The 18,345-nt window shown below is 39.8% G+C and carries 28 protein-coding genes; 17 read left to right on the top strand and 11 right to left on the bottom strand.

The annotated features are described in order from the left end of the window. Nucleotides 1–140 precede the first annotated feature (140 nt). The gene (locus BG04_RS02425) at nucleotides 141–641 is read left to right on the top strand and encodes a GNAT family N-acetyltransferase (protein ID WP_016765020.1); all 501 of its coding nucleotides are present in this window, start codon (nucleotides 141–143) and stop codon (nucleotides 639–641) included. On the opposite strand, the gene BG04_RS02420 is transcribed toward BG04_RS02425, so the two are convergent. Beyond that, nucleotides 619–798, bottom strand: coding sequence for a hypothetical protein (locus BG04_RS02420; RefSeq protein WP_034650123.1), 180 nt, complete (start codon nucleotides 796–798; stop codon nucleotides 619–621). The genes BG04_RS02425 and BG04_RS02420 overlap by 23 nt on opposite strands. Before the next feature lie 238 nt (nucleotides 799–1,036). Between BG04_RS02420 and BG04_RS02410 the strand changes: the two genes are divergently transcribed. The 3 genes from BG04_RS02410 to BG04_RS02405 all read left to right on the top strand — a co-directional run bounded on the left by BG04_RS02410 (nucleotide 1,037) and on the right by BG04_RS02405 (nucleotide 2,008). Next, the gene (locus BG04_RS02410) at nucleotides 1,037–1,237 is read left to right on the top strand and encodes a helix-turn-helix transcriptional regulator (protein ID WP_013084227.1); all 201 of its coding nucleotides are present in this window, start codon (nucleotides 1,037–1,039) and stop codon (nucleotides 1,235–1,237) included. A 161-nt stretch (nucleotides 1,238–1,398) separates the two neighbouring features. After that, the gene (locus tag BG04_RS30840; RefSeq protein ID WP_013084226.1) at nucleotides 1,399–1,563 is read left to right on the top strand and encodes a hypothetical protein; all 165 of its coding nucleotides are present in this window, start codon (nucleotides 1,399–1,401) and stop codon (nucleotides 1,561–1,563) included. Nucleotides 1,564–1,594: 31 nt separating this feature from the next. After that, nucleotides 1,595–2,008 carry a DUF5301 domain-containing protein gene (locus BG04_RS02405; protein WP_034650125.1) on the top strand — a complete coding sequence of 138 codons (414 nt, stop codon included), beginning with the start codon at nucleotides 1,595–1,597 and terminating at the stop codon, nucleotides 2,006–2,008. 85 nt (nucleotides 2,009–2,093) lie between these two features. Here the strand turns inward: BG04_RS02405 and BG04_RS30835 are convergent, their stop codons facing one another. Together BG04_RS30835 and BG04_RS02400 are read right to left on the bottom strand one after the other, a co-directional pair. Next, nucleotides 2,094–2,234, bottom strand: a complete 141-nt coding sequence (locus BG04_RS30835) for a hypothetical protein (protein WP_013058226.1) — start codon at nucleotides 2,232–2,234, stop codon at nucleotides 2,094–2,096. Nucleotides 2,235–2,385: 151 nt separating this feature from the next. Then, nucleotides 2,386–3,018 (bottom strand): LysE family translocator, encoded by a 633-nt coding sequence (locus BG04_RS02400; protein WP_034655049.1) that lies wholly within the window; start codon nucleotides 3,016–3,018, stop codon nucleotides 2,386–2,388. Between the two features lie 138 nt (nucleotides 3,019–3,156). On the opposite strand from BG04_RS02400, the gene BG04_RS02395 reads away from it, so the two are divergent. Then, nucleotides 3,157–3,768: a transglutaminase-like domain-containing protein gene (locus BG04_RS02395; protein ID WP_034650127.1), complete on the top strand. Its 612-nt coding sequence runs from the start codon at nucleotides 3,157–3,159 to the stop codon at nucleotides 3,766–3,768. Between the two features lie 342 nt (nucleotides 3,769–4,110). Here BG04_RS02395 and BG04_RS02390 read toward each other — a convergent pair whose 3' ends face one another. The 3 genes from BG04_RS02390 to BG04_RS02385 all read right to left on the bottom strand — a co-directional run bounded on the left by BG04_RS02390 (nucleotide 4,111) and on the right by BG04_RS02385 (nucleotide 5,467). Further along, on the bottom strand, nucleotides 4,111–4,551 hold the full coding sequence (locus tag BG04_RS02390) for a DUF5391 family protein (protein WP_034650129.1): 441 nt from the start codon (nucleotides 4,549–4,551) through the stop codon (nucleotides 4,111–4,113). Between the two features lie 76 nt (nucleotides 4,552–4,627). Further along, nucleotides 4,628–4,825, bottom strand: a complete 198-nt coding sequence (locus BG04_RS30225) for a hypothetical protein (RefSeq protein WP_043981104.1) — start codon at nucleotides 4,823–4,825, stop codon at nucleotides 4,628–4,630. Between the two features lie 153 nt (nucleotides 4,826–4,978). After that, nucleotides 4,979–5,467 (bottom strand): DUF2500 domain-containing protein, encoded by a 489-nt coding sequence (locus BG04_RS02385; protein ID WP_034650130.1) that lies wholly within the window; start codon nucleotides 5,465–5,467, stop codon nucleotides 4,979–4,981. Nucleotides 5,468–5,593: 126 nt separating this feature from the next. On the opposite strand from BG04_RS02385, the gene BG04_RS02380 reads away from it, so the two are divergent. Both BG04_RS02380 and BG04_RS02375 read left to right on the top strand, forming a co-directional pair. Further along, a complete protein-coding gene (locus tag BG04_RS02380; protein WP_034650132.1) occupies nucleotides 5,594–6,559 on the top strand; it encodes a 2-hydroxyacid dehydrogenase in 966 nt (321 codons plus the stop codon). Between the two features lie 11 nt (nucleotides 6,560–6,570). Beyond that, a complete protein-coding gene (locus tag BG04_RS02375) occupies nucleotides 6,571–6,801 on the top strand; it encodes a YczI family protein (RefSeq protein WP_034650134.1) in 231 nt (76 codons plus the stop codon). Nucleotides 6,802–6,829: 28 nt separating this feature from the next. Here the strand turns inward: BG04_RS02375 and BG04_RS02370 are convergent, their stop codons facing one another. Further along, on the bottom strand, nucleotides 6,830–7,705 hold the full coding sequence (locus tag BG04_RS02370) for a Cof-type HAD-IIB family hydrolase (protein ID WP_016765012.1): 876 nt from the start codon (nucleotides 7,703–7,705) through the stop codon (nucleotides 6,830–6,832). Between the two features lie 164 nt (nucleotides 7,706–7,869). Between BG04_RS02370 and BG04_RS02365 the strand changes: the two genes are divergently transcribed. Then, on the top strand, nucleotides 7,870–8,628 hold the full coding sequence (locus tag BG04_RS02365; protein WP_013084219.1) for a DeoR/GlpR family DNA-binding transcription regulator: 759 nt from the start codon (nucleotides 7,870–7,872) through the stop codon (nucleotides 8,626–8,628). A 52-nt stretch (nucleotides 8,629–8,680) separates the two neighbouring features. Then, the gene (locus tag BG04_RS02360) at nucleotides 8,681–8,890 is read left to right on the top strand and encodes a hypothetical protein (RefSeq protein ID WP_034650136.1); all 210 of its coding nucleotides are present in this window, start codon (nucleotides 8,681–8,683) and stop codon (nucleotides 8,888–8,890) included. A gap of 13 nt (nucleotides 8,891–8,903) precedes the next feature. On the opposite strand, the gene BG04_RS02355 is transcribed toward BG04_RS02360, so the two are convergent. Together BG04_RS02355 and BG04_RS02350 are read right to left on the bottom strand one after the other, a co-directional pair. Beyond that, the gene (locus BG04_RS02355; protein ID WP_034650137.1) at nucleotides 8,904–9,617 is read right to left on the bottom strand and encodes a YoaK family protein; all 714 of its coding nucleotides are present in this window, start codon (nucleotides 9,615–9,617) and stop codon (nucleotides 8,904–8,906) included. Nucleotides 9,618–9,690: 73 nt separating this feature from the next. Further along, a complete protein-coding gene (locus tag BG04_RS02350) occupies nucleotides 9,691–10,191 on the bottom strand; it encodes a GNAT family N-acetyltransferase (RefSeq protein WP_034650139.1) in 501 nt (166 codons plus the stop codon). A gap of 114 nt (nucleotides 10,192–10,305) precedes the next feature. On the opposite strand from BG04_RS02350, the gene BG04_RS02345 reads away from it, so the two are divergent. The 5 genes from BG04_RS02345 (at nucleotide 10,306) to BG04_RS02325 (ending at nucleotide 14,948) form a co-directional block, all read left to right on the top strand. After that, a complete protein-coding gene (locus tag BG04_RS02345; protein ID WP_034650141.1) occupies nucleotides 10,306–11,235 on the top strand; it encodes a hypothetical protein in 930 nt (309 codons plus the stop codon). A gap of 104 nt (nucleotides 11,236–11,339) precedes the next feature. Next, complete coding sequence (locus BG04_RS02340) at nucleotides 11,340–11,969, top strand: CPBP family intramembrane glutamic endopeptidase (protein WP_034650143.1); 630 nt, start codon at nucleotides 11,340–11,342, stop codon at nucleotides 11,967–11,969. A gap of 223 nt (nucleotides 11,970–12,192) precedes the next feature. Further along, complete coding sequence (locus BG04_RS02335; RefSeq protein WP_034650145.1) at nucleotides 12,193–12,888, top strand: FadR/GntR family transcriptional regulator; 696 nt, start codon at nucleotides 12,193–12,195, stop codon at nucleotides 12,886–12,888. 280 nt (nucleotides 12,889–13,168) lie between these two features. Then, nucleotides 13,169–14,728, top strand: a complete 1,560-nt coding sequence (locus BG04_RS02330) for a sodium:solute symporter family protein (RefSeq protein WP_034650147.1) — start codon at nucleotides 13,169–13,171, stop codon at nucleotides 14,726–14,728. Then, the gene (locus tag BG04_RS02325) at nucleotides 14,703–14,948 is read left to right on the top strand and encodes a hypothetical protein (RefSeq protein ID WP_034650149.1); all 246 of its coding nucleotides are present in this window, start codon (nucleotides 14,703–14,705) and stop codon (nucleotides 14,946–14,948) included. The genes BG04_RS02330 and BG04_RS02325 overlap by 26 nt, the downstream gene beginning before the upstream one ends. 58 nt (nucleotides 14,949–15,006) lie before the next feature. On the opposite strand, the gene BG04_RS02320 is transcribed toward BG04_RS02325, so the two are convergent. Together BG04_RS02320 and BG04_RS02315 are read right to left on the bottom strand one after the other, a co-directional pair. Next, on the bottom strand, nucleotides 15,007–15,477 hold the full coding sequence (locus tag BG04_RS02320) for a hypothetical protein (protein ID WP_016765003.1): 471 nt from the start codon (nucleotides 15,475–15,477) through the stop codon (nucleotides 15,007–15,009). A 74-nt stretch (nucleotides 15,478–15,551) separates the two neighbouring features. Further along, nucleotides 15,552–15,869, bottom strand: a complete 318-nt coding sequence (locus BG04_RS02315) for a GerAB/ArcD/ProY family transporter (protein WP_163081705.1) — start codon at nucleotides 15,867–15,869, stop codon at nucleotides 15,552–15,554. Between the two features lie 236 nt (nucleotides 15,870–16,105). On the opposite strand from BG04_RS02315, the gene BG04_RS02310 reads away from it, so the two are divergent. From BG04_RS02310 to BG04_RS02300, 3 genes are all read left to right on the top strand, one after another. Next, nucleotides 16,106–16,591 (top strand): hypothetical protein, encoded by a 486-nt coding sequence (locus BG04_RS02310; protein ID WP_034650154.1) that lies wholly within the window; start codon nucleotides 16,106–16,108, stop codon nucleotides 16,589–16,591. Between the two features lie 79 nt (nucleotides 16,592–16,670). After that, complete coding sequence (locus tag BG04_RS02305) at nucleotides 16,671–17,153, top strand: GNAT family N-acetyltransferase (protein ID WP_016765001.1); 483 nt, start codon at nucleotides 16,671–16,673, stop codon at nucleotides 17,151–17,153. Between the two features lie 2 nt (nucleotides 17,154–17,155). After that, a complete protein-coding gene (locus tag BG04_RS02300) occupies nucleotides 17,156–18,235 on the top strand; it encodes a DNA alkylation repair protein (protein ID WP_034650155.1) in 1,080 nt (359 codons plus the stop codon). The last annotated feature ends 110 nt before the right edge of the window (nucleotides 18,236–18,345 follow it).

Raw genomic sequence — 18,345 nt, 5'->3', positions numbered from 1 at the left:
GACGTTAATTAAAAAGCGAAGTAGGATTGAATTCTGTATGCTGCAGAGGTCAATCCTTTTTTGTTTGGGCATTTTTATATATAGTAGAAAGAGATAGTTATATGTAATAGAAGCTTTTAGAGAAAAAAGAGAAATACATAATGAAAGGAAACGTTCCAATGATTATAAGACAAGTGGATAAAAAAGATTTAAACCAATTAATTACGTTAGAAAACAAAGGCTTTACACCCGAAGAAGCTGCCTCAAAAGATGCATTTATCACGCGGATTAACACCATTCCTGATACGTTTATCATCGCCCAAGAAAATGAAGAAATAATCGGATATGTGAACGGTCCCGTCATTTCAGCACCGTTTATTACGGATGATTTGTTTGAAAAAACGATTTCGAACCCTGAGACAGGCGGTTATCAAAGTATTTTAGGTATCGTTGTAAATCCAAAGCATCATCACAAAGGAATTGCCAGTATGCTACTAAGGGAGTTTGAAAAACAAGCGCAGAACAAACAGCGCTTAACGGTTACGTTAACATGTAAAGAAGAATTGATTCCTTTTTACGAAAAGAACGGATATGTGAATCAAGGAGTTGCGGAGTCTCAGCATGCAGGCGTCAAGTGGTTTAATATGAGTAAGAAGCTTTAATGTTACTACTATGAATTGCTTCTTGCACCGCTAATGATTTCCGTGCAAGGCTTCGCTTTCCGCGGGCGGCCGCTGAGCCTCCTCGTCGCTTGCGCTCCTGTGGGGTCTTACCTGTTCCGCTTTCCCCGCAGGAGTCTTCGCTTTGCCCTCCAATCATCAGCTAGAAGCACCTGCATACACGAAGCCTATGTTCACCATACCTATAAAAAAATTAGTGCGAGGTGAATTCTTAATCAAACTCGTTCGCATTGTCCTTCAACTAACCTATTTTTGTTCCAACCTCTATTTCAGTTATGTAAAAGACTCTATTTTGTCAAACATATTTGACAGTAACAAAGGAAATAATATAAGATATGGATGTAAAAAGTTTTTTACATTTTAGAGATGAGTGATGAATGGTGGAAAATCGAATTAAAGAACTGCGTAAAAGCAAAAAGATGTCTCAAGACGAACTGGCAAAAGTATGCGGCGTATCGAGACAAACGATTAATGCAATTGAAAACAATAAGTATGATCCAAGCTTAACGCTAGCTTTTCAGCTGGCTGAGGAGTTGGGAGCAACAGTAGATGAGCTGTTTTTATTTCATAAATCATGATGAGTTAGTTAAAAAGAGAAGGTAATGTGAAGTAGTGATCTTACTAGTAGAAGTTTTGACATTTCTGTACTATAAGCTAAAAGCACATAAGTAAATAGTAGATCAATATTATTTCTATCACTTTATAAAAAGAGATTTACAGAGCAACGGTGGTGAAAGGAATGAAAAATCGAGCTGCCGGAGTAGCTCTTACAAGTACGGGCATGTTACTGTTGATGGTAACGTTAGTACTTCCTGTTCCGGGATTAACGTATAGTTTACTTGTAGGAAGCAGCATTCTACTAAAGGGCTGCGGAACAGGAGGAATAAAAAGGTGTATCACGTGAATGCAGCGTGATGTAGAAAAGGAGGTTCCTTTTGAAAAAAAGAACGATTATTATAGCTGCACTTTTATTTATCGTCGTATTTTATTTTACATATACCGGGAAAGCCCATCAGTTAAAAGACGTCATAAAAGTAGATGAAGCAAACGTTACGCGTATTGAAATAGATACAGACGAAGGAAAGCGTGTAGTAGACGATAAAAAGAATATAAAAGAGATCGTACACTCTTTGTCACAGGTAGAAGTAAAAAAAAGCAAGGAGCTCGACCAAAAGTTTGACCAGGCTTACTGGATAAAAATCGTCGAAAATGGAAAAGACGCGTACGGCTTAACGATTTACGATAATGACTACATAAAAGCGTTTAGCTTTGAAGATAAAAAACAGGCGACATATACGATTGTTAAAGATCAAAAAATGGATGTTAAAAAGCTGTTTTCAACTAAATAAACGTGTAAACCTACTAAAAAAGACAGCCTGCGCTGTCTTTTTTTATAAAATAATAGATTGAAAATTTAGATTATTTTAAGCAGGATTAATCCTTGCCTATATAATTAATAAATGATTGAATTAGGTCAATATCAGGGTTAACTAATAGTGCTGGAAGAAGGCCAAATGTTAATAATACAAGGACGTTTGATCCAATAAAGATGCGAAGTGCTTTTTTGATTTTCATGATATTTCCTCCCTTTTTTATATTTTCGTATAAAAAGAGAAAAAAATCAATAGAAATGTGACGAAATTGTGAACTTTTTGTCTGATAGTCCCTGATAGATGATAAAAATTCCCTCTCTATACTAGATAAAGAGGGGATATAGCACGTCATATTAAAAATACATGCCCAGATTCCCAATAAACCGGTAGAGGAAATAGCATGAAAAACCGATTAAGATACATCCTGCCGCAACAGAAACCCATTTAATATAAAGCTGATTCAGCACTTTTCTAGTTCCGGAGACAATCGTCATTAAGCCTAGGTCATGAATTAAAATCCCTGTTAATATTCCGGCAGCAATCAGCAAGAAATGAAAAGAATGAGAGGATTGAAGCGAATTGGTCAGCACCGTTCCAAACACGCTGAGCCAAAAAATGAGATTGCTAGGAGAAATCGCAACAAAGATCCCGTTCACATAAGAAGAGGCAAATGACTTTTTTATGTGCTCTCCAGGAGCCGTTATATCATGGTCGGCATGTTTAATGCTGTCATAGCCAATATAAAGTAAAAAAAGCGCTCCTATAAGCCACATGATAAGCTGTATAAAAGGAGCCGATAAAAAAGAAGCCAGTCCAGAGTAAAGAAGTACAATTAGTAATAAATCAACCGTCATGCCCCCGAGTCCGACAACCCAACCGTGAAGAAACCCGTTTTTTAAACCTTGCTTTGTCATTTCAATCGTCACCGTGCCAACGGGGAGGGCAATCGAAAGACCGAGCAGCACATTTGTTAAAAATAACGTCACCAAAAACAAAACCTCTTTCAATCTCGTATCTACTATCGTTTTCCGTTTAAGTGGTCTTTCATTATATAAAAATATGTAATAAAATTCACTGTTATGTATAAAAAAATATATGATGAATATAAGAGGAGGAAAAAGTAAATGAAATTAATTTGTGAATCGTTGGAAAAAGAAGACTACACGCAAGAACTTCCAGAAGTGAACTTTACACATCCTTTGATTCAACAAAAGGTGCGTGAACTCAAAAGCGGCTTACCTCATTCTTCCCTAGCGTACATAAAAAAAGCATATGAGTTTGTGAGAGATGAAGTATCTCATTCCTGGGATATTCAAAGCAAAATCATCACGAAAACCGCTTCAGAGGCTTTAAAAGAAAAGGAAGGAATTTGTTACAGCAAGTGTAATCTATTAGCTGCTTTGCTGCGTGCAGAAGGGATTCCTGCAGGCTTTTGTTATCAAAGGCTGATACTTGGAGATACGATAGACACAGGCTACTGTATTCATGCTTTAAATGCAGTTTACATTAAAAGTGAAGATAGATGGATTCGATTGGATGCGAGAGGAAATAAAGAAGGAGTGCAGACCGACTTTTCGCTAAAAAAAGAAAAACTGGCTTTTCCAGCGAATTCTATACGGGGTGAAATTGACTATCCAGTTATTTATACAAAACCTCATAAAAAAACAATGGATGTGTTGTCGCAGTACGAAGACTGCTTAGATATGTATTTGCACTACTTGCCTACCGAGCTATAAAAAGAGGTTGCGACAAAAGTATGTTAGTTGAAACAAGATTAGAACGATGAATTGAGATTCTTGGTGGAGAATCCAACTCGTTGGAATTTTTTATTGAAAGGTTTCATGTATATGGCTGCTTCTAGCTGATGATTGGAGGGCAAGACGAAGACTCCTGCCGGGAAAACGGAACAGGTGAGACCCCGCAGGAGCGGAAACTACGAGGAGGCTCACCGGCCGCCCGCGGAAAGCGAAGTCTTGCACGGAAATCAACAGCGGTGTAACAAGCAGTTCAGCTCATCTCTCCAATTTGTTCGTCTTTAAATGGAATGGACTTAGCTATGTCTCGCCCTGTTTACCATTTTAAACGCTTTCCTGTACGGTAGCTGACGGTCTTTTAAACGCAGCAACAAACCACACAATATTCGTGATCAGTAAGCCCAAACAAGAAATCATTACACCTATGATGGAAGCTGAGTTTCCTGAGAAGTCTTCTAATCCGAATAAAAACAGAGCCGGCATCAGTAATAGAGTACTAGCAGCGATTAAAAGGCCAATGCTGCAAAAAGCGGCCATGACAAATTTTAAGAAATGCATTCCCAACATATAAAAAGCTAAAGGCAATAGGTATAAAAATAGAACCATGCCAAGAGATAACCACATCCCAACTGAACCGAACGTGTTAACGTTGGGGCCAGAATCTGCTAAAGAAGAAAGCGAAGCAAGAACTATGATAGAGCAGAAAAATAGGGCGGAAAGCAAAGTGGTGATCGCCACACTATTTTTTGCTGTAGAATTGCGCACTGTTTTTAACCTCCTTTCCAAATAAAAAGTATATGGATTAATTTTATAATACAAAAGTTTGGGGATAACCAGTTTTTTACAAAAATCTTTGATAGGTTGGATAATAATGAAGAGAAGCCGGGTTAAGATAATACACGTGTACATATTTTTTGTGTGGACCTGGATAGTGGGTTTCATGCCAGTATTGTGCCAGTATTGTTTGAATAGGGTGCGAATGAGGGGCTTCGCCGTAATGTCCGTAGTAGAGACCGCTGCCTGAATAAGGAGAATACATAAAATCACCTGCCTGTTTAAATGAATGTGTTACACGGTATGTTTTTGTATTGAATAACGTTCTTGTAGAATGTAAAAAGGGCACAAATAGGTCGTTTGCTGTATAAATGCCTCATTCCAGTAAAAAAGACCTCTAAAAGCAAGAGGTCATAAGCTAAGCATCTGTATGTTCTTCACTTGGATGTCTTTGAAAATCCAAAAAACGAGTTCCTTGAAACATCAGCATTCCTTCGTCGCCTTCTGCTAGCATGCCGTATTCGCGTCCTGAAACAGTAAATTCAGAGCGGTCTGTGCTTTCAAACTGAAAGGTTACGTAGTAAGTTGTAGACGTGTGAGAGTGATGATGTTCGTGAGCATGACCGCCATGGCGGTGGACGTTTGTCCGTTTGCCCGTAATTTTTGCTTTTACGGAGAGACGGGGAGACTGCTCATTTTTACTCCACGTGCTGATTCCTTTAAAGATAGAAAATAGAAAAATACCAATAACAATAACAAAAAATAGCATCACAAACGCAGGCATTCCGTTAAATAACGCGTCATCTGGAAAAAAAGCGCCTCCGCTTACGTCATCGGGCACATCACCTTCAAAAACAATGTCATCTCCGGACGGATCATCTTCAAATATCATTTCATCTTCAAACATTCGTATTCCCCCTTACTATAAATACGGTTCCTGAATGGAAAAAGTTTCATCTTTATAGTAGGCTTATGATAGGATAGCTAGTTGCTATTCATACATATGAGTGAACAAGGAAAAGGAGAGATACACATGGGGAAATACAAAGTTGTTATGTCTGGAAAGACGTGGCCAAATGCTTACGAAAAGCTAGCGGAGCACTGCGATATTCAAATGTGGGAAGGAGAAGGAAAGATTCCACAAGAAACGCTGCGCGACTGGCTTCGTGATGCTGACGGCTTTTTTAATATCGGCCACATCACAGTAGATGAAGAGCTGTTAGAAGCAGCACCGAACCTGCGCGTTATTTCTCAATCAGGCGTCGGGTATGACAGTGTAGATGTCGAAGCGTGTACCAAAAAAGGCGTGCCATTTAGTAATACGCCGGGCGTGCTAGTAGAAGCGACGGCTGATTTAACGTTTGGTCTCTTGCTGTCAGCAGCTCGCCGCATTCATGAAGGCTATGAAAAAGTGAAACAAGGAAACTGGGAAACGGTGTTTGGCGTCGATTTATTTGGAAAAACGCTTGGTATTGTTGGAATGGGCGATATCGGAAGCGCCGTTGCCAGACGCGCAAAGGCATCGGGTATGAACATCGTTTACCACAACCGAAGCCGCAAGCATGAAGCCGAAAAAGAGCTTGATGCCGTATATCTTTCGTTTGAAGAACTGCTTCACACAGCTGACTGTATCGTATGCTTAGTACCGCTTTCAGATCAAAGCAAAGGCATGTTTGGAGAAGCGGAATTTAAAGCCATGAAAAACAGCGCGTATTTTGTGAACGCAGCGCGCGGGGGATTAGTGGATACGGAAGCACTGTACGAAGCGCTGAAACATGAAGAAATTGCGTATGCCGCACTGGACGTAACAGACCCAGAGCCGCTTCCGGCAGATCACAAGCTGCTGCAGCTTTCAAATGTGTTAGTAACACCGCATATTGGAAGCGCTACGTACGAAACGCGCAATCGCATGGCAGATTTAGCCGTACAGAACTTGCTGTTAGGCCTTGAGAAAAAGCCTTTAGTGACGTGTGTGAATGAAGAAGTGAACTACAAGTAAGGAGAGATTTTTTGTTAAAAGCATTACAGCTTATTCTTTCAATTATTACTGTTGGACTGGCTCTTTATATCATGCTCACTCACAGCTACCAGTTCCTTTCATTTTTAAATATACTGCTCGGGTTTACCATGCTAGTTTTAGGAGCAATCGAGTGGCAAAAAAGAAAGAAAACCAGCGCATGGCTGCTATTTCTAGTTGCGCTGTTTAGCTGGTTTGTTGGTATTTACCGCATGACCATTTAAAAACGCTTGGCATACGCCAAGCGTTTTTTTAATGTGCTTCTAGCTGCGTTTCTAACACTTTTTCAATAACCGAAGCTACGCCGTTTTCATCGTTCGTTAATGTAACGTCATCTGCTAGTGCTTTAATTTCTGCGTGCGCATTTGCCATAGCGATTCCTTTTCCAGCCGTTTGCAGCATCGATACGTCGTTAAAGCTGTCTCCAATGGCAATGGTATCGTGAAGAGAGCCGCCAAGCTCTTTTATAACGTAGGTTAATGCGTTTCCTTTTGACGCATCTTTGTGTTCGAGTTCAAAGTTATGATCAGCGGAAGAGACAAGCGTCATGTCGTGCTGCTTGCTAAAGTGATCCCAGCCTTTTTTTCGTTTTTCATCATCAAATGAAAAAGCTAATACGTTATAAAGCTCCGCGTTTGTATTTAAAATATCTTCATACGATGCAACAAAGGCAAATCCCGTTTGGCTATACTGCTTAGCGGCAGCGTGATGAAGTCTTTCTTCGTCCACATTTTTATTGGCGCTTTTTACTCTGTCAATTTCAATGGCCAGCAGCTCACGGCCTGAGTTTGGCGTATAAATCGCATGTTCAGCAAACACTTCATAATAAAATTCGTTTGCATCCAGCCACTGAAGCGCTTCTTTTACGTGGTGGGCATCAATTGGAACAGAATGTCTGAGCTGTCCGTTGGGGTCATGAATAGTCGCTCCGTTTGCGGCAATCACCCAAAGGTTGGAAAGCTCAGCTTTTTTTAAAATTTCCTCCACATCGAAATAAGCGCGCCCTGTAGCAACAACGACTTCAACTCCGTGTTTTTGCGCTTTTTTAATTGCTTCTGCATTAATTGTGCTAATTTCACTGCTGCTATTTAAAAGAGTTCCATCTAAGTCTGTAAAAATCATCTTCATAAACTATCTCTCCCTTTGACTATCATTACTTGTTTTTGCGCGTTTTATCTTGTTTATCCTACAATAAACGAAAAAACACTGATAATCAAGTGTTTTTACATTGTTTTTACAAAAGAAACAAGTATAATAAAGTAAAAAGCAGAAAGAAAACAGGTGAACAAGCAATGTTAAAACAAGAAAGACGCAAACAAATTATGAATTTGCTTGAAAAAGAAGGCCGAATTGTGGCTACAACGCTTAGCCAAACGCTGAATGTTTCAGAAGATACAATCCGCAGAGATCTGCGGGAAATGGACGCGCTTGGTCTGCTGCAGCGCGTCCACGGAGGAGCACTGCCTCGTTCCACGTCTGCGGTTGATTACAAAGAGCGAAAACGTGAATTGATGGATGTTAAGCATTCACTTGCCGTTGCGGCGCTTCCGTTAATTAAAGACGGGCAGGTGCTCTTGATGGACGGAAGTACAACAAATATTCAGCTCGTCAAAGCTTTTCCAAAGAATTTGAAGGTTACCGTCATTACAAACAGTCCGTTAATTACCGTTGCACTAGCGGAACATGACTTTGTAGAAGTTGTTTCTCTTGGAGGAACGTTTCGAAAAGAATCGATGGTCACGGTAGGACAAAGCGTGGTTGATACGTTAAAACAAATTCGAGCGGATCTTTGTTTTTTAGGTGTATACGCAATCGATCCTAAAATCGGTATGAGCATTCCTTTGCTTGAAGAAATGCACATTAAAAGTCAAATGATTAAAAGTGCGAGTGAAGTAGCGGCTATTGTAACAGCTAAAAAACTCAATACGTCTTCAACGTACACGTTCAGTTCAGCAAACTCATTAGATTGGCTCATTACAGAAGAACATGTGAACGAAACCGTGTTAAATGCTTACCGCGAAATCGGCATTGAAGTAATCACAAATAAATAGTAGTTTTAGTAAGGAAGTATATGGTAATGTAGAGTAAAAAGGAGCTTGAGCGATGAGCGAACAAATAGATGTTACGCAGGAATTAGCGAAGCTTCAGCAAAGAGTCGAACACCTAGAGGAAAGAGTGGAAAAAGCAGAGTCTAAGCAAGGTCCTTTGCGGTCATTATGGGAAGCCATACAATCGATTTTAATTGGACTATTCATTGTAGGGCCTGCAGCAGCAATCATTTTTGGCGTTTTAGCGGCACTGTCAGGAAAATAAAAGACCCGTTTCTTTATCGAAACGGGTCTTTATCATTATTATTTTTTTCTGAATCAGAACGAAACTTCGTGCTGACAAAAATGATAATGGCTAACAGAATCACAATTGGCAGCCAAATAATTTCAAATTTATAAGCAGGCTCTGCAAGCGCGGCGATAGCAGCGCCAAAGCAGTAAAGCACAAGAGACAGCGCACGAAGAATGGCATCGGTGTTAAACGTTTTGCGGTAGCGAGAACTGCGAAAACGTGCCGTTACGTCTTCAAAAAAGTTAGCAAGCGTGCCTGTCAATACAGTTGTGGAAATGCCGGCTACGCCAAGTTTTCGAGCCGCCGTTGTTTGAAGACCCATCGCTGAGCTTAATAAGAAAATAAATAAGTAAGTTAAGTGTAAAGAAGGAGAAAACGAAGATAAAAGTGCAAAAACAAGTAAAATTAATCCTTCTATTCCAAGCGCGATCGTTACGGCTTTAGGCCAAAACGTTTTTTCTTTGTTTCCAACTAAAATTGCAGCTCCTACAACTCCTATAATGAAGCCTCCTAAAGCTGTCAGAGAGTGAAAAACAGTTGTTTCAAGCGAGTTTCCGATTGCTAATCCAAGCAGCACAATGTTTCCGGTCATGTTTGCAGTAAAGATATGGCCAAGGCTTAAGTAGCCAATCACATCGACGATACCCGCTGTGACACAAAGAACCAGCAGAATAATGTTTCGATAAGTAGAATTCGTCACGGTAAGTCATCCTTTCTTTTTATACCAACTAAACAGTTTACCGTGAAGAAAAAAATCTGTCCAGAGAGTTGTCTTACAAATTTTTAAGCGTGTCCCATCCAAAAGCCACTTCAGATAGAGATGTACCCTCAATAACAACCTCAGCACGATTGATTCTTTTTCCGCCAAGTGCTTCGTAAAACTGACAGGCGCCGTTTTGTTCAAAAGCCCATGTGAGCATCGTATGTATATGTTGGTTTGCCAACTCTTGCGCTATTTTATGCATAAGCGCTTTTCCAATTCCTTTTCGCTGATGCTCTGCGAGTAAATACATGGCATACAGTTCTCCTTTATAGAAAGGATGCTTGCTGGTTCTTTCTTTGCCATAAGAAGCAAAGCCTACGATTTGACCGTTTTCTTCTGCAACAAAAATAGAATTTGATTCCAGCTGCTTTTTCCAGACGGGCTTTCGCTTTTCAGCGCTCAATGAATCTAAAAAAGAATCCGGAACAAGTCCTTTATAAGTTGATTTCCAGCTTTCTACGTGTACATTTGCGATGCCTGCTTCATCGCCAATTCTGCCTTGACGTATCATATGCTCACCTCGTTTTTTCTATATATTAACATAATTTTAAAGCGGGCATCCCCGTTTTTTCGTTTTCTTTGTATATATATAGTAGCTATTTTACATAACAAAGGAGATGATATAATGAGTAAATTATTATTAAAAGATCAGCCGTTAATTGTACTGCCGGCGCTGGCAGTCAAAGTAGGAGTGAACGGAGCCCTGTTTCTTCAGCAGCTTCACTACTGGCTTGAAAAAAGCGTAAACGTGCAGGACGGATATACATGGGTATACAACACCAATCAGCAGTGGCTGCAGCAGTTTCCGTTTTGGTCGCTTTCAACGATTCAACGCATCATTTCAAAGCTTGAAAAAGAAGGGTTAATTATAAAAGGAAAGTACAACCGCTCTAAATTTAACAACACCGTTTGGTACCGGATTGATTATAAGAAACTAGAAGAGCTTATGCCAAGCGATGAGTTTGAAGAGCTCGAAGATGTCAATTTGACAGAAGGGGAGAGTCAAATTGAAGCAGCGGAGCCCGTCACAGTGAAGGCTTCATTAACAGAGACTACAGCAGAAAATACAAATCAAATAAAAAGAGAAGAAGCCGCGCATGACGCTTATGTACAAACGTTAGAAGCCGCTTTTATTGCTAGAAGAAACCGAGGGGTGTATCCTTCAGCTAGTGACTTGAAGCATATGTATGAAGTCGCCAAAAGCGAAATACCTATAGAAGAGGCGCTAGCTGGACTGCATGAAGCATTTGATTACTACGTGCCTAAATACAGCAGCGATACCATTCGAGCATTTGCCTACATTAAACAGCATCTTTTTCATAAGCATTATGTAACATCACAGCGCACGCTAGCGAGTTATCAGACTGAAAAGCCGCTTTCCTACGTTAATAAAAAGCGCGTTGTTCGCAAGGAATTGACGCCGGATTGGCTAAAAGAAAATGAAGAGACAGAGCCTTCAGCTCCTGCTTTTAGAAATGATGCTCACTTTGAAGAAGAAAAGAAAAAGCTTGCTGAAAGTCTTCGTGAGCTGGAGCAGGAATTAAAAAATAATTGAAAATACCCCTGGACTTTTATAAGATAAAAGATAGTAAACCTTTTGAATACGAAAGGTTTACTAGGTAAAAGAAAAGCGGCTCTTAAAGAAGGTGCGCCATAAACGTGATAAAATTTTTGTTTTTGCTGCTTATGCCTACAATCTTTGTTTTTTTCGGTTTGTGGCTTATCCAAAATGTGTTGGTAACATTTGTGTGCTTTTACGGCTGGATGTTTATGATTTTATATGCAAATAATAAAATTAACTTAAAGGTAGCGCTTACAAAAAAATCTCTGTATGTGGGAACTCTGAGCGGAGTTCTATGTGCCGCTGTGATAATTGGAAGCAGCCTGCTTTTTTCTGGTAAAATCTTTCATGTAGAAGATATGCAAACGGTTTTGCAAATATGGGGATTTAGCGGATGGAAAGTGATCATTTTAGCCGTCATTTTGATTTTTATTAATCCTTATTTGGAAGAAATATATTGGCGCGTATATATACAGAATAAAGTGAAGAAGCATCTACCCTTACCCGCTTCAACCATTGTTACATCAAGCTTTTATACGCTTTATCACCTGTTTATTATTCTGCCCGTTTTTGCGTTTCCTTTTAATTGGATCTCGGCTGCAGGCGTTTTTTTAGCAGGTATAATGTGGGCGTGTATAAGGGAGCGATATGGTGCCGAAGCGGCAATTATTAGTCATGCGTTAGCGGACGCGGCGATTATGATTGTATACGGATTATATGTAAGATAGTGGTATTATGTCAAAAAACCATGAATCGTTATTCATTTATAACTTGTTTTCATGGTATAATAACAATAATAGTAAAATTTTATCAACACATTTGAATTGAAATAATGTATACTTGTAATACAAAGATTGAAGCGTTTACATAAATCGGAATACACACAGTTATACTGGAGCCGATGAACACTATAAAAAGAGAGAGATAATTACTTGGAGGAGGAATAGAAGTATGTTTGTACCTATTGAGCGTAAAAAAGTGTCTAGTCAAGTGCTTGGTCAATTAAAAAAGATGATTAAAGAGAAAACGTTCCCGCCAGAGTCTCGTTTGCCGTCAGAACATGAGTTATCCAAAATGTTTGGAGTGAGCCGCGCACCAATTCGTGAAGCGCTAAGCGTTCTTTCTGCCAGCGGATTGATTGAATCAAGACAAGGCGGAGGAAGCTACGTAAAGCGTGTAAACTTAGTGGGTATGCTTGATCCAATGACGTTTGAAATGGTTGAAGCAGATCAAGTGCTTGAATTAATTGAAATGCGTATTATCATTGAGTCGCAGGCAGCAAGCTTAGCCGCGCTGCGCCGCACAGATGAAGAACTGATTGAAATTAAAGAATCGTTAGAAGCATTTAAAAAGACGGTTCATAACAGTGAAGAAATTGGACATGAAGCGGACTATCGTTTTCACCATGATATCGTGAAAGCAGCTCATAATTCATTCCTTCTTCATGCTGTAGAAGATTTAGGCCATTTGTATCGAAAAGCGCTTGCTTATTCGTTAAATAAAAGCCAAAAAGAAAATCGCAAGCAAACTGACGCCGACCATGAGCGCATTTTTGAAGCGATTAAAAATGGAGATCCAGAAGAAGCAGCAGAAGCGGTTCGTGATCACTTAGAGCACGTTCGCCAAAAAGTAATGGTATCTCAATAATAAAAAACGATAGCCTCAAGGGCTATCGTTTTTTATTTTTTTATTATTTCGTTCATGTCAGGAAATAAAACATGTTGAAAACGAAAATTCACACTTAAGCCGGTACGAATGTGCCGGCTTTTTGTGTGTAAAAGGAGAAAACATCTAATTATACTCTTTAATAATCAGAAAATACAGTATTGTTAATAAATTTATGGCGTGGTATTTTATTAACAAATGTTACTTTTATTTACATATTAATGTAAGTAAATATAACATTAAGAGGAAGAGGAGGGATAAGATGCTTTCATCAAGCGTGGGTTATTTGATTTTACTGATTTTTGGAGGAGGCTTTACGGCCGTTACAATCATGATGCAGCGCCGCCAAGGAAAGGAAATGACGGCTGAGCAGTTTAGTACAGCCGGAAGAAATGTAGGCGTTGGGCTGGCGAGTGCGTCCATTATTGCTGCATGGACATGGGCCGCTACGTTAATGATGTCTTCTTCCACAGGGTATCAGTACGGCATTAGCGGACCGTATTGGTACGCAGCGGGAGCAAGCATTCAAATTTTGCTGTTTGCCATTGTCGCGATTAACCTGAAGAAAAAAGCACCGAACGCTCATACGTTTTTAGAATTTATTGCACAGCGCTTCGACGTGAAAAATCATCGTTTAATGCTTGGCTTTGCTCTTATGACAAATATTATTGTGACCGCGATGGTTATTTTAGGAGGAGCCATTGCTTTAAACTCTCTTACTGGGATGAATATTTTTGTTGCCGCTTTTTTAATTCCTCTTACGTTTACAATCTACACCATGATTGGCGGTTTAAAAGCCTCATTTGTTGCTGATTATTTTAACACCGTTTTTATTTTCGTTATCTTATTTATTTTTGCTGCTGCCGTTTATTATAAGTTCGGCGTAACAAGCGTGTACGAAGGGCTGAAAAATCTGCCTCAATCACAGCATATGCTTACGATGGCATCGGTGCCGGGCCTTTTGTTTGGGATGATTAATATTATCGGGAACTTCGGTACGGTCTTTGTAGATCAAGCTTACTGGCAGCGTGCCATTGCAAGTAAAAACAGCGCTGCTTCAAAAGCGTATATTTACGGCGGAATTGCTTGGTTTTCGATTCCATTTGCGGTTGCCACTTTCCTCGGCGTAAGCGCGGCTGGTCTTGGAATTGCCGTTGATTCACCAGATTCCATTGCACCGGTTATGGCGTCACACGTGCTTGGAAATCTAGGTTCTATTTTGTTTTTAACGATGCTGTTTATGGCAGTAATGTCGACAGGAGCAGCTGAATTAACGGCGATTACCAATATTATCGTAACGGACATTTACCTGCGTTCTATCAACCCGAAAGCAAGCAGTAAAAAAATCTTAAGCACATCGCGAAAAGTGACGCTTGGCTTCGGGCTGGCGATGGGCGTGTTTTCCATTTTACTGTTTTATTTAGGAATTAGCCTTGGGTTTGTTTATATGGCCATGGGTATTTTCGTCAGCGGAGCCGTTATTCCCGTTACGCTTGGACTGATGTGGAAAAAAGCGACGAACACAGGTGCATTCTATGGTGCGCTGTTAGGAATGATCGGAGGCGTTGTCGCATGGAACACATCTGCTTACTTGATTAACGGTCACATTAACGTAGAAGCCCTTGGCGGACTGTATCCAATGCTTATTGGAAATTCTACCGTTTTTATCATCAGCGGGGTTATATCAATTGTACACGGCTTACTTGCTGAAAAAGAATTTGACTTTGATGAACTAAAAGATAAATTTAAAAGCTTTGATGAACATGGAGATGAACCATTAAGGGAGGAAGTGGCGTATGGATCCACAACAACAGTTAAATAAAGACGCAAAGCTATGTACGCGCTGGGCGCTGGGACTTACATTCTTATTTGTCCTCTTGTTTCCAGGCGTGATGTTTTTAACGGGCTATCAATACACGCTTTCCTTTTTTAAAGGCTGGACGTATCTTGCGTTTGGCTGGCTGATTATCGCAGGGATTTGCATTATTGTGGGGCCTGTGATGGAGTTTGTGAGGGAGAAGAAGGATAGTACTTTAAAATAATAAATTTTATAAAAAAACAGCTTTTCTTTTGGAGAAAAGCTATTTTTTTATTGATTCCTTATATTGTTTTAGAATCCCTCTCCAACTTACACACCCACCGGTAATACTGCACAACCATCCAAAACAACAGCGGATTTAGCAGAAGCGAATACCACCACGTCCACCATCCGTAGTGAAAATAACCCCATGGAGCAGGGAGAAGGGCCACTACTTCATAAAGTAAAACAGCAACCGACCAAAGTAAAATATAGGCGGCTTTTTTTGTGAGCTTTCCGGAAAAAGGATAGTAGGTAAGAAAAAGCATGTTTACAGGCGGAATGAGAACAGTATAGGCGAAAATACCTTGCCAGTCTGTCTCTTGTGTAAAATACCAGTAGCCGCGAAATTTGAAATTAATGAAGACATCAAAGATATGCTGAGCAGCAATGGTGAACATCCAAATGTGTACAATTTGATTTGTCGTGAAGCGCTTGTTTGTTTTAAAAGCAAGAACGTTAAATACTAAAATAGAAAGAATTAATCCAATCATATTGGTTCTCCTTTTGGCTTCTTACCTATATTGTATAATTTTAGGAGATTAAATCCAATAGAGAAATGGACATACTACGAATTTTCTGCGGTATTTTTCATAGGGACGGCCTGTATTTTTTTTCGATTTCTTAAAAATGCGATCACGAGTAAAAGAGCAGGAATGACAATTTGAAACGGAAGATGTAAAGTGAACGGAATGATTTTTAACCCTTCATATACGTGTTCGAAATAGTTTTGAGTAAGAGACAATGAATAAAACAAAATGACTAAGCCGATTGGAAACACAAGCGGTGACGGGTTTTTAAGCTTAAAAACGTAGGAAAGGCTCAGCACAGTGGCATAGAAAAACAGACCGATTTTAAAGAAGCCGCCAGTGATTAAAGCCAGCATAAAAAGTGGCGTATGGGGCTAGACGAGGGTGAGAAGCATTGCTGCGAGATCACGCAGCACTCGCGCGGCTCCGTTAGCAAAATATAATACATAAAGAAAAGCAAGTATGCGCTTTTTAACGTGTAGCATATGCATCATGTAAGTAAAGAGTTGGAAAGCAAATAGGAATAGTTTGTTAAAAAATAAGTCCGCTAGCCGAAGATATAAGAGAGAAGTACGTAAAAGGAGAGAGCACGTTGGATTTATTTGGAGTTATATTAAGTATCCATATTGGACTGGGCATGATTTGTTTGCTTTCAGGAATGGTGTCTATGCTAGCGGCTAAGAAAAAAGGACGGCATACCAAATGGGGAGAAGTGTATCACGCTTCTTATGCAGCACTAGCTGCCACAGCTATCATGTTAGCGATTTGGAAATGGAATGAAATTGCTTATTTATTTTATATTGCCGTGTTTTCATACGGATTAGCGATTTATGGCTATGCAGCACGCAAGCGAAAATGGAAGAACTGGCTTCAGCATCATATTCGCGGTATGCTGGGGTCTTATATCGGAGCTGTTACCGCACTGCTTGTAAATGTTGGAGACAGTATTCCGCTGTTAAACAAGCTTCCGGCACTTTCTTATTGGTTTTTGCCGACGATTATTGGCAGTCCGCTTATTTACATAGTCGTAAGACGCTATAGAAAAAATGCTTCTGTTTCTAAAAAAATATCATACTAAGCAAAAAAGCCTTTTACAGAAAAGGCTTTTTTCTGTTACGAACATTTGTGCTATGATAGAGAAGCAAGGAGGATGCAGCATGAAAGAAAATCATCAGTTTACCATACATACGAATAAAGAAAAGCTTGATATAGATGTCATCTACTCGTACCTTCATCATGAATCATACTGGGCAAAAGGAATTCCGCTTCACCTTGTTCAAACGTCTATTGAACACTCCGTTTGTTTTGGCGTGTATGATGAGTGCGATGAACAAGTAGGGTTCGGACGAATTATTTCTGATTTTGCGACGTTTGCTTATTTGGCGGATGTGTTTATTCTTCCGCACGCACGAGGCAATGGGCTTGGAAAAGCGCTGGTACAAGAAATGATTCGCTATCAGCCGATTCAACACGTACGAAAAATTTTATTGGCAACAAAAGATGCTCACGGTTTGTACAGTCAGTACGGATTTAAAGAAGTTAAAAATAAGCAGCTGTTCATGCAAATTTTTAAAAAAGGGATGTACGAGCGGGCGATTTATTCAAAAGAAAATAAAATACTGCCTGGAAAAGAGGGATAAGTATGGCTGAAGAATTACGTAAAAGCGTGTTTAATGAAGAATTGATTACGCACTTAAGCGACGCTTTTTCACGTGAAATGAGTTCATTTGATAAAAAAGCATTTCATGCGCTTGTTTTTCAACAAGATTGGCAAGACTTGGCGCTGAAAGAGCGCATGAGAAGAATTACGCTTTCCATGCATGAAGTGCTGCCGGGAGATTATGAAGAAGCACTTCATATCCTCTATAAAGTGGCTCCAACGGTAGGAGGACTTCAAGGCACGATTTTTCCAGATTACGTTGAACTGTATGGATTGGACGATTGGGAAGCTTCAATAAAAGCACTCGCTTTTTTTACGCCGTTTTCCACATCAGAATTTGCGGTGCGTCCGTTTTTAATTCAAGATAAAAATCGAATGCTCCAGCAAATGATTGAATGGGCAGGAGATGAAAACCATCATATTCGCAGATTAGCAAGCGAAGGGAGCCGGCCTAGACTTCCGTGGGGACAATCAGTACCTGCGTTAAAGCTAGATCCAAAACAAACGCTGCCGATTTTAGAACAGTTAAAATGCGATGAATCGCTCTATGTCCGAAAAAGCGTAGCCAATCATTTAAATGATATTTCTTACATAGAAAAAGACTGGATGCTTGATGTGGTGAAAAGCTGGTACGGAAAAGACGTTAAAACCGACTGGATCGTTAAACATGCGTGCCGCTCACTTTTGAAAAAAGGAGATCCTGAAGCTCTGTCTCTTTTCGGCTATGGAGATGATCCTGGCGTGACTGTCACAGGGCTTAGCTTACAGCCGCATACTATTACAATCGGTGATAGCGTTGACTTTTCCTTTGAACTATCCGTGGAAAAACCCATGCCGCTTCGCATAGAGTACGGAATTCATTACGTAAAAGCAAAAGGAAACCGCACTCAAAAAGTGTTTATGCTAAAAAATGTTCAAGCAAAAGCAGGTCAAACGCTGACAGTCACAAAAAAGCATGCGTTTAAAGATTTAAGTACAAGAAAACATTACAGCGGCACGCATACGCTTTCTGTTATTGTAAACGGAGTAGTAAAAGCAGAAGCGGACTTTGTGATAGAGTAGCTCTTTCCTTATGGAGAGAGTTTTTTTATGTTTCTATAGAGTTGATAAGGAAACTTAAGTCAATAGGTTGCTGCCTCTTTACTTATTTACAAAATCGACCGAGAAACATC

The sequence above is a fragment of the Priestia megaterium NBRC 15308 = ATCC 14581 genome, from assembly GCF_000832985.1.
Lineage (GTDB): Bacteria > Bacillota > Bacilli > Bacillales > Bacillaceae_H > Priestia > Priestia megaterium.
Note: the sequence above shows the minus strand (reverse complement) of the source record. Positions and strands in the feature narration are given on the sequence as shown.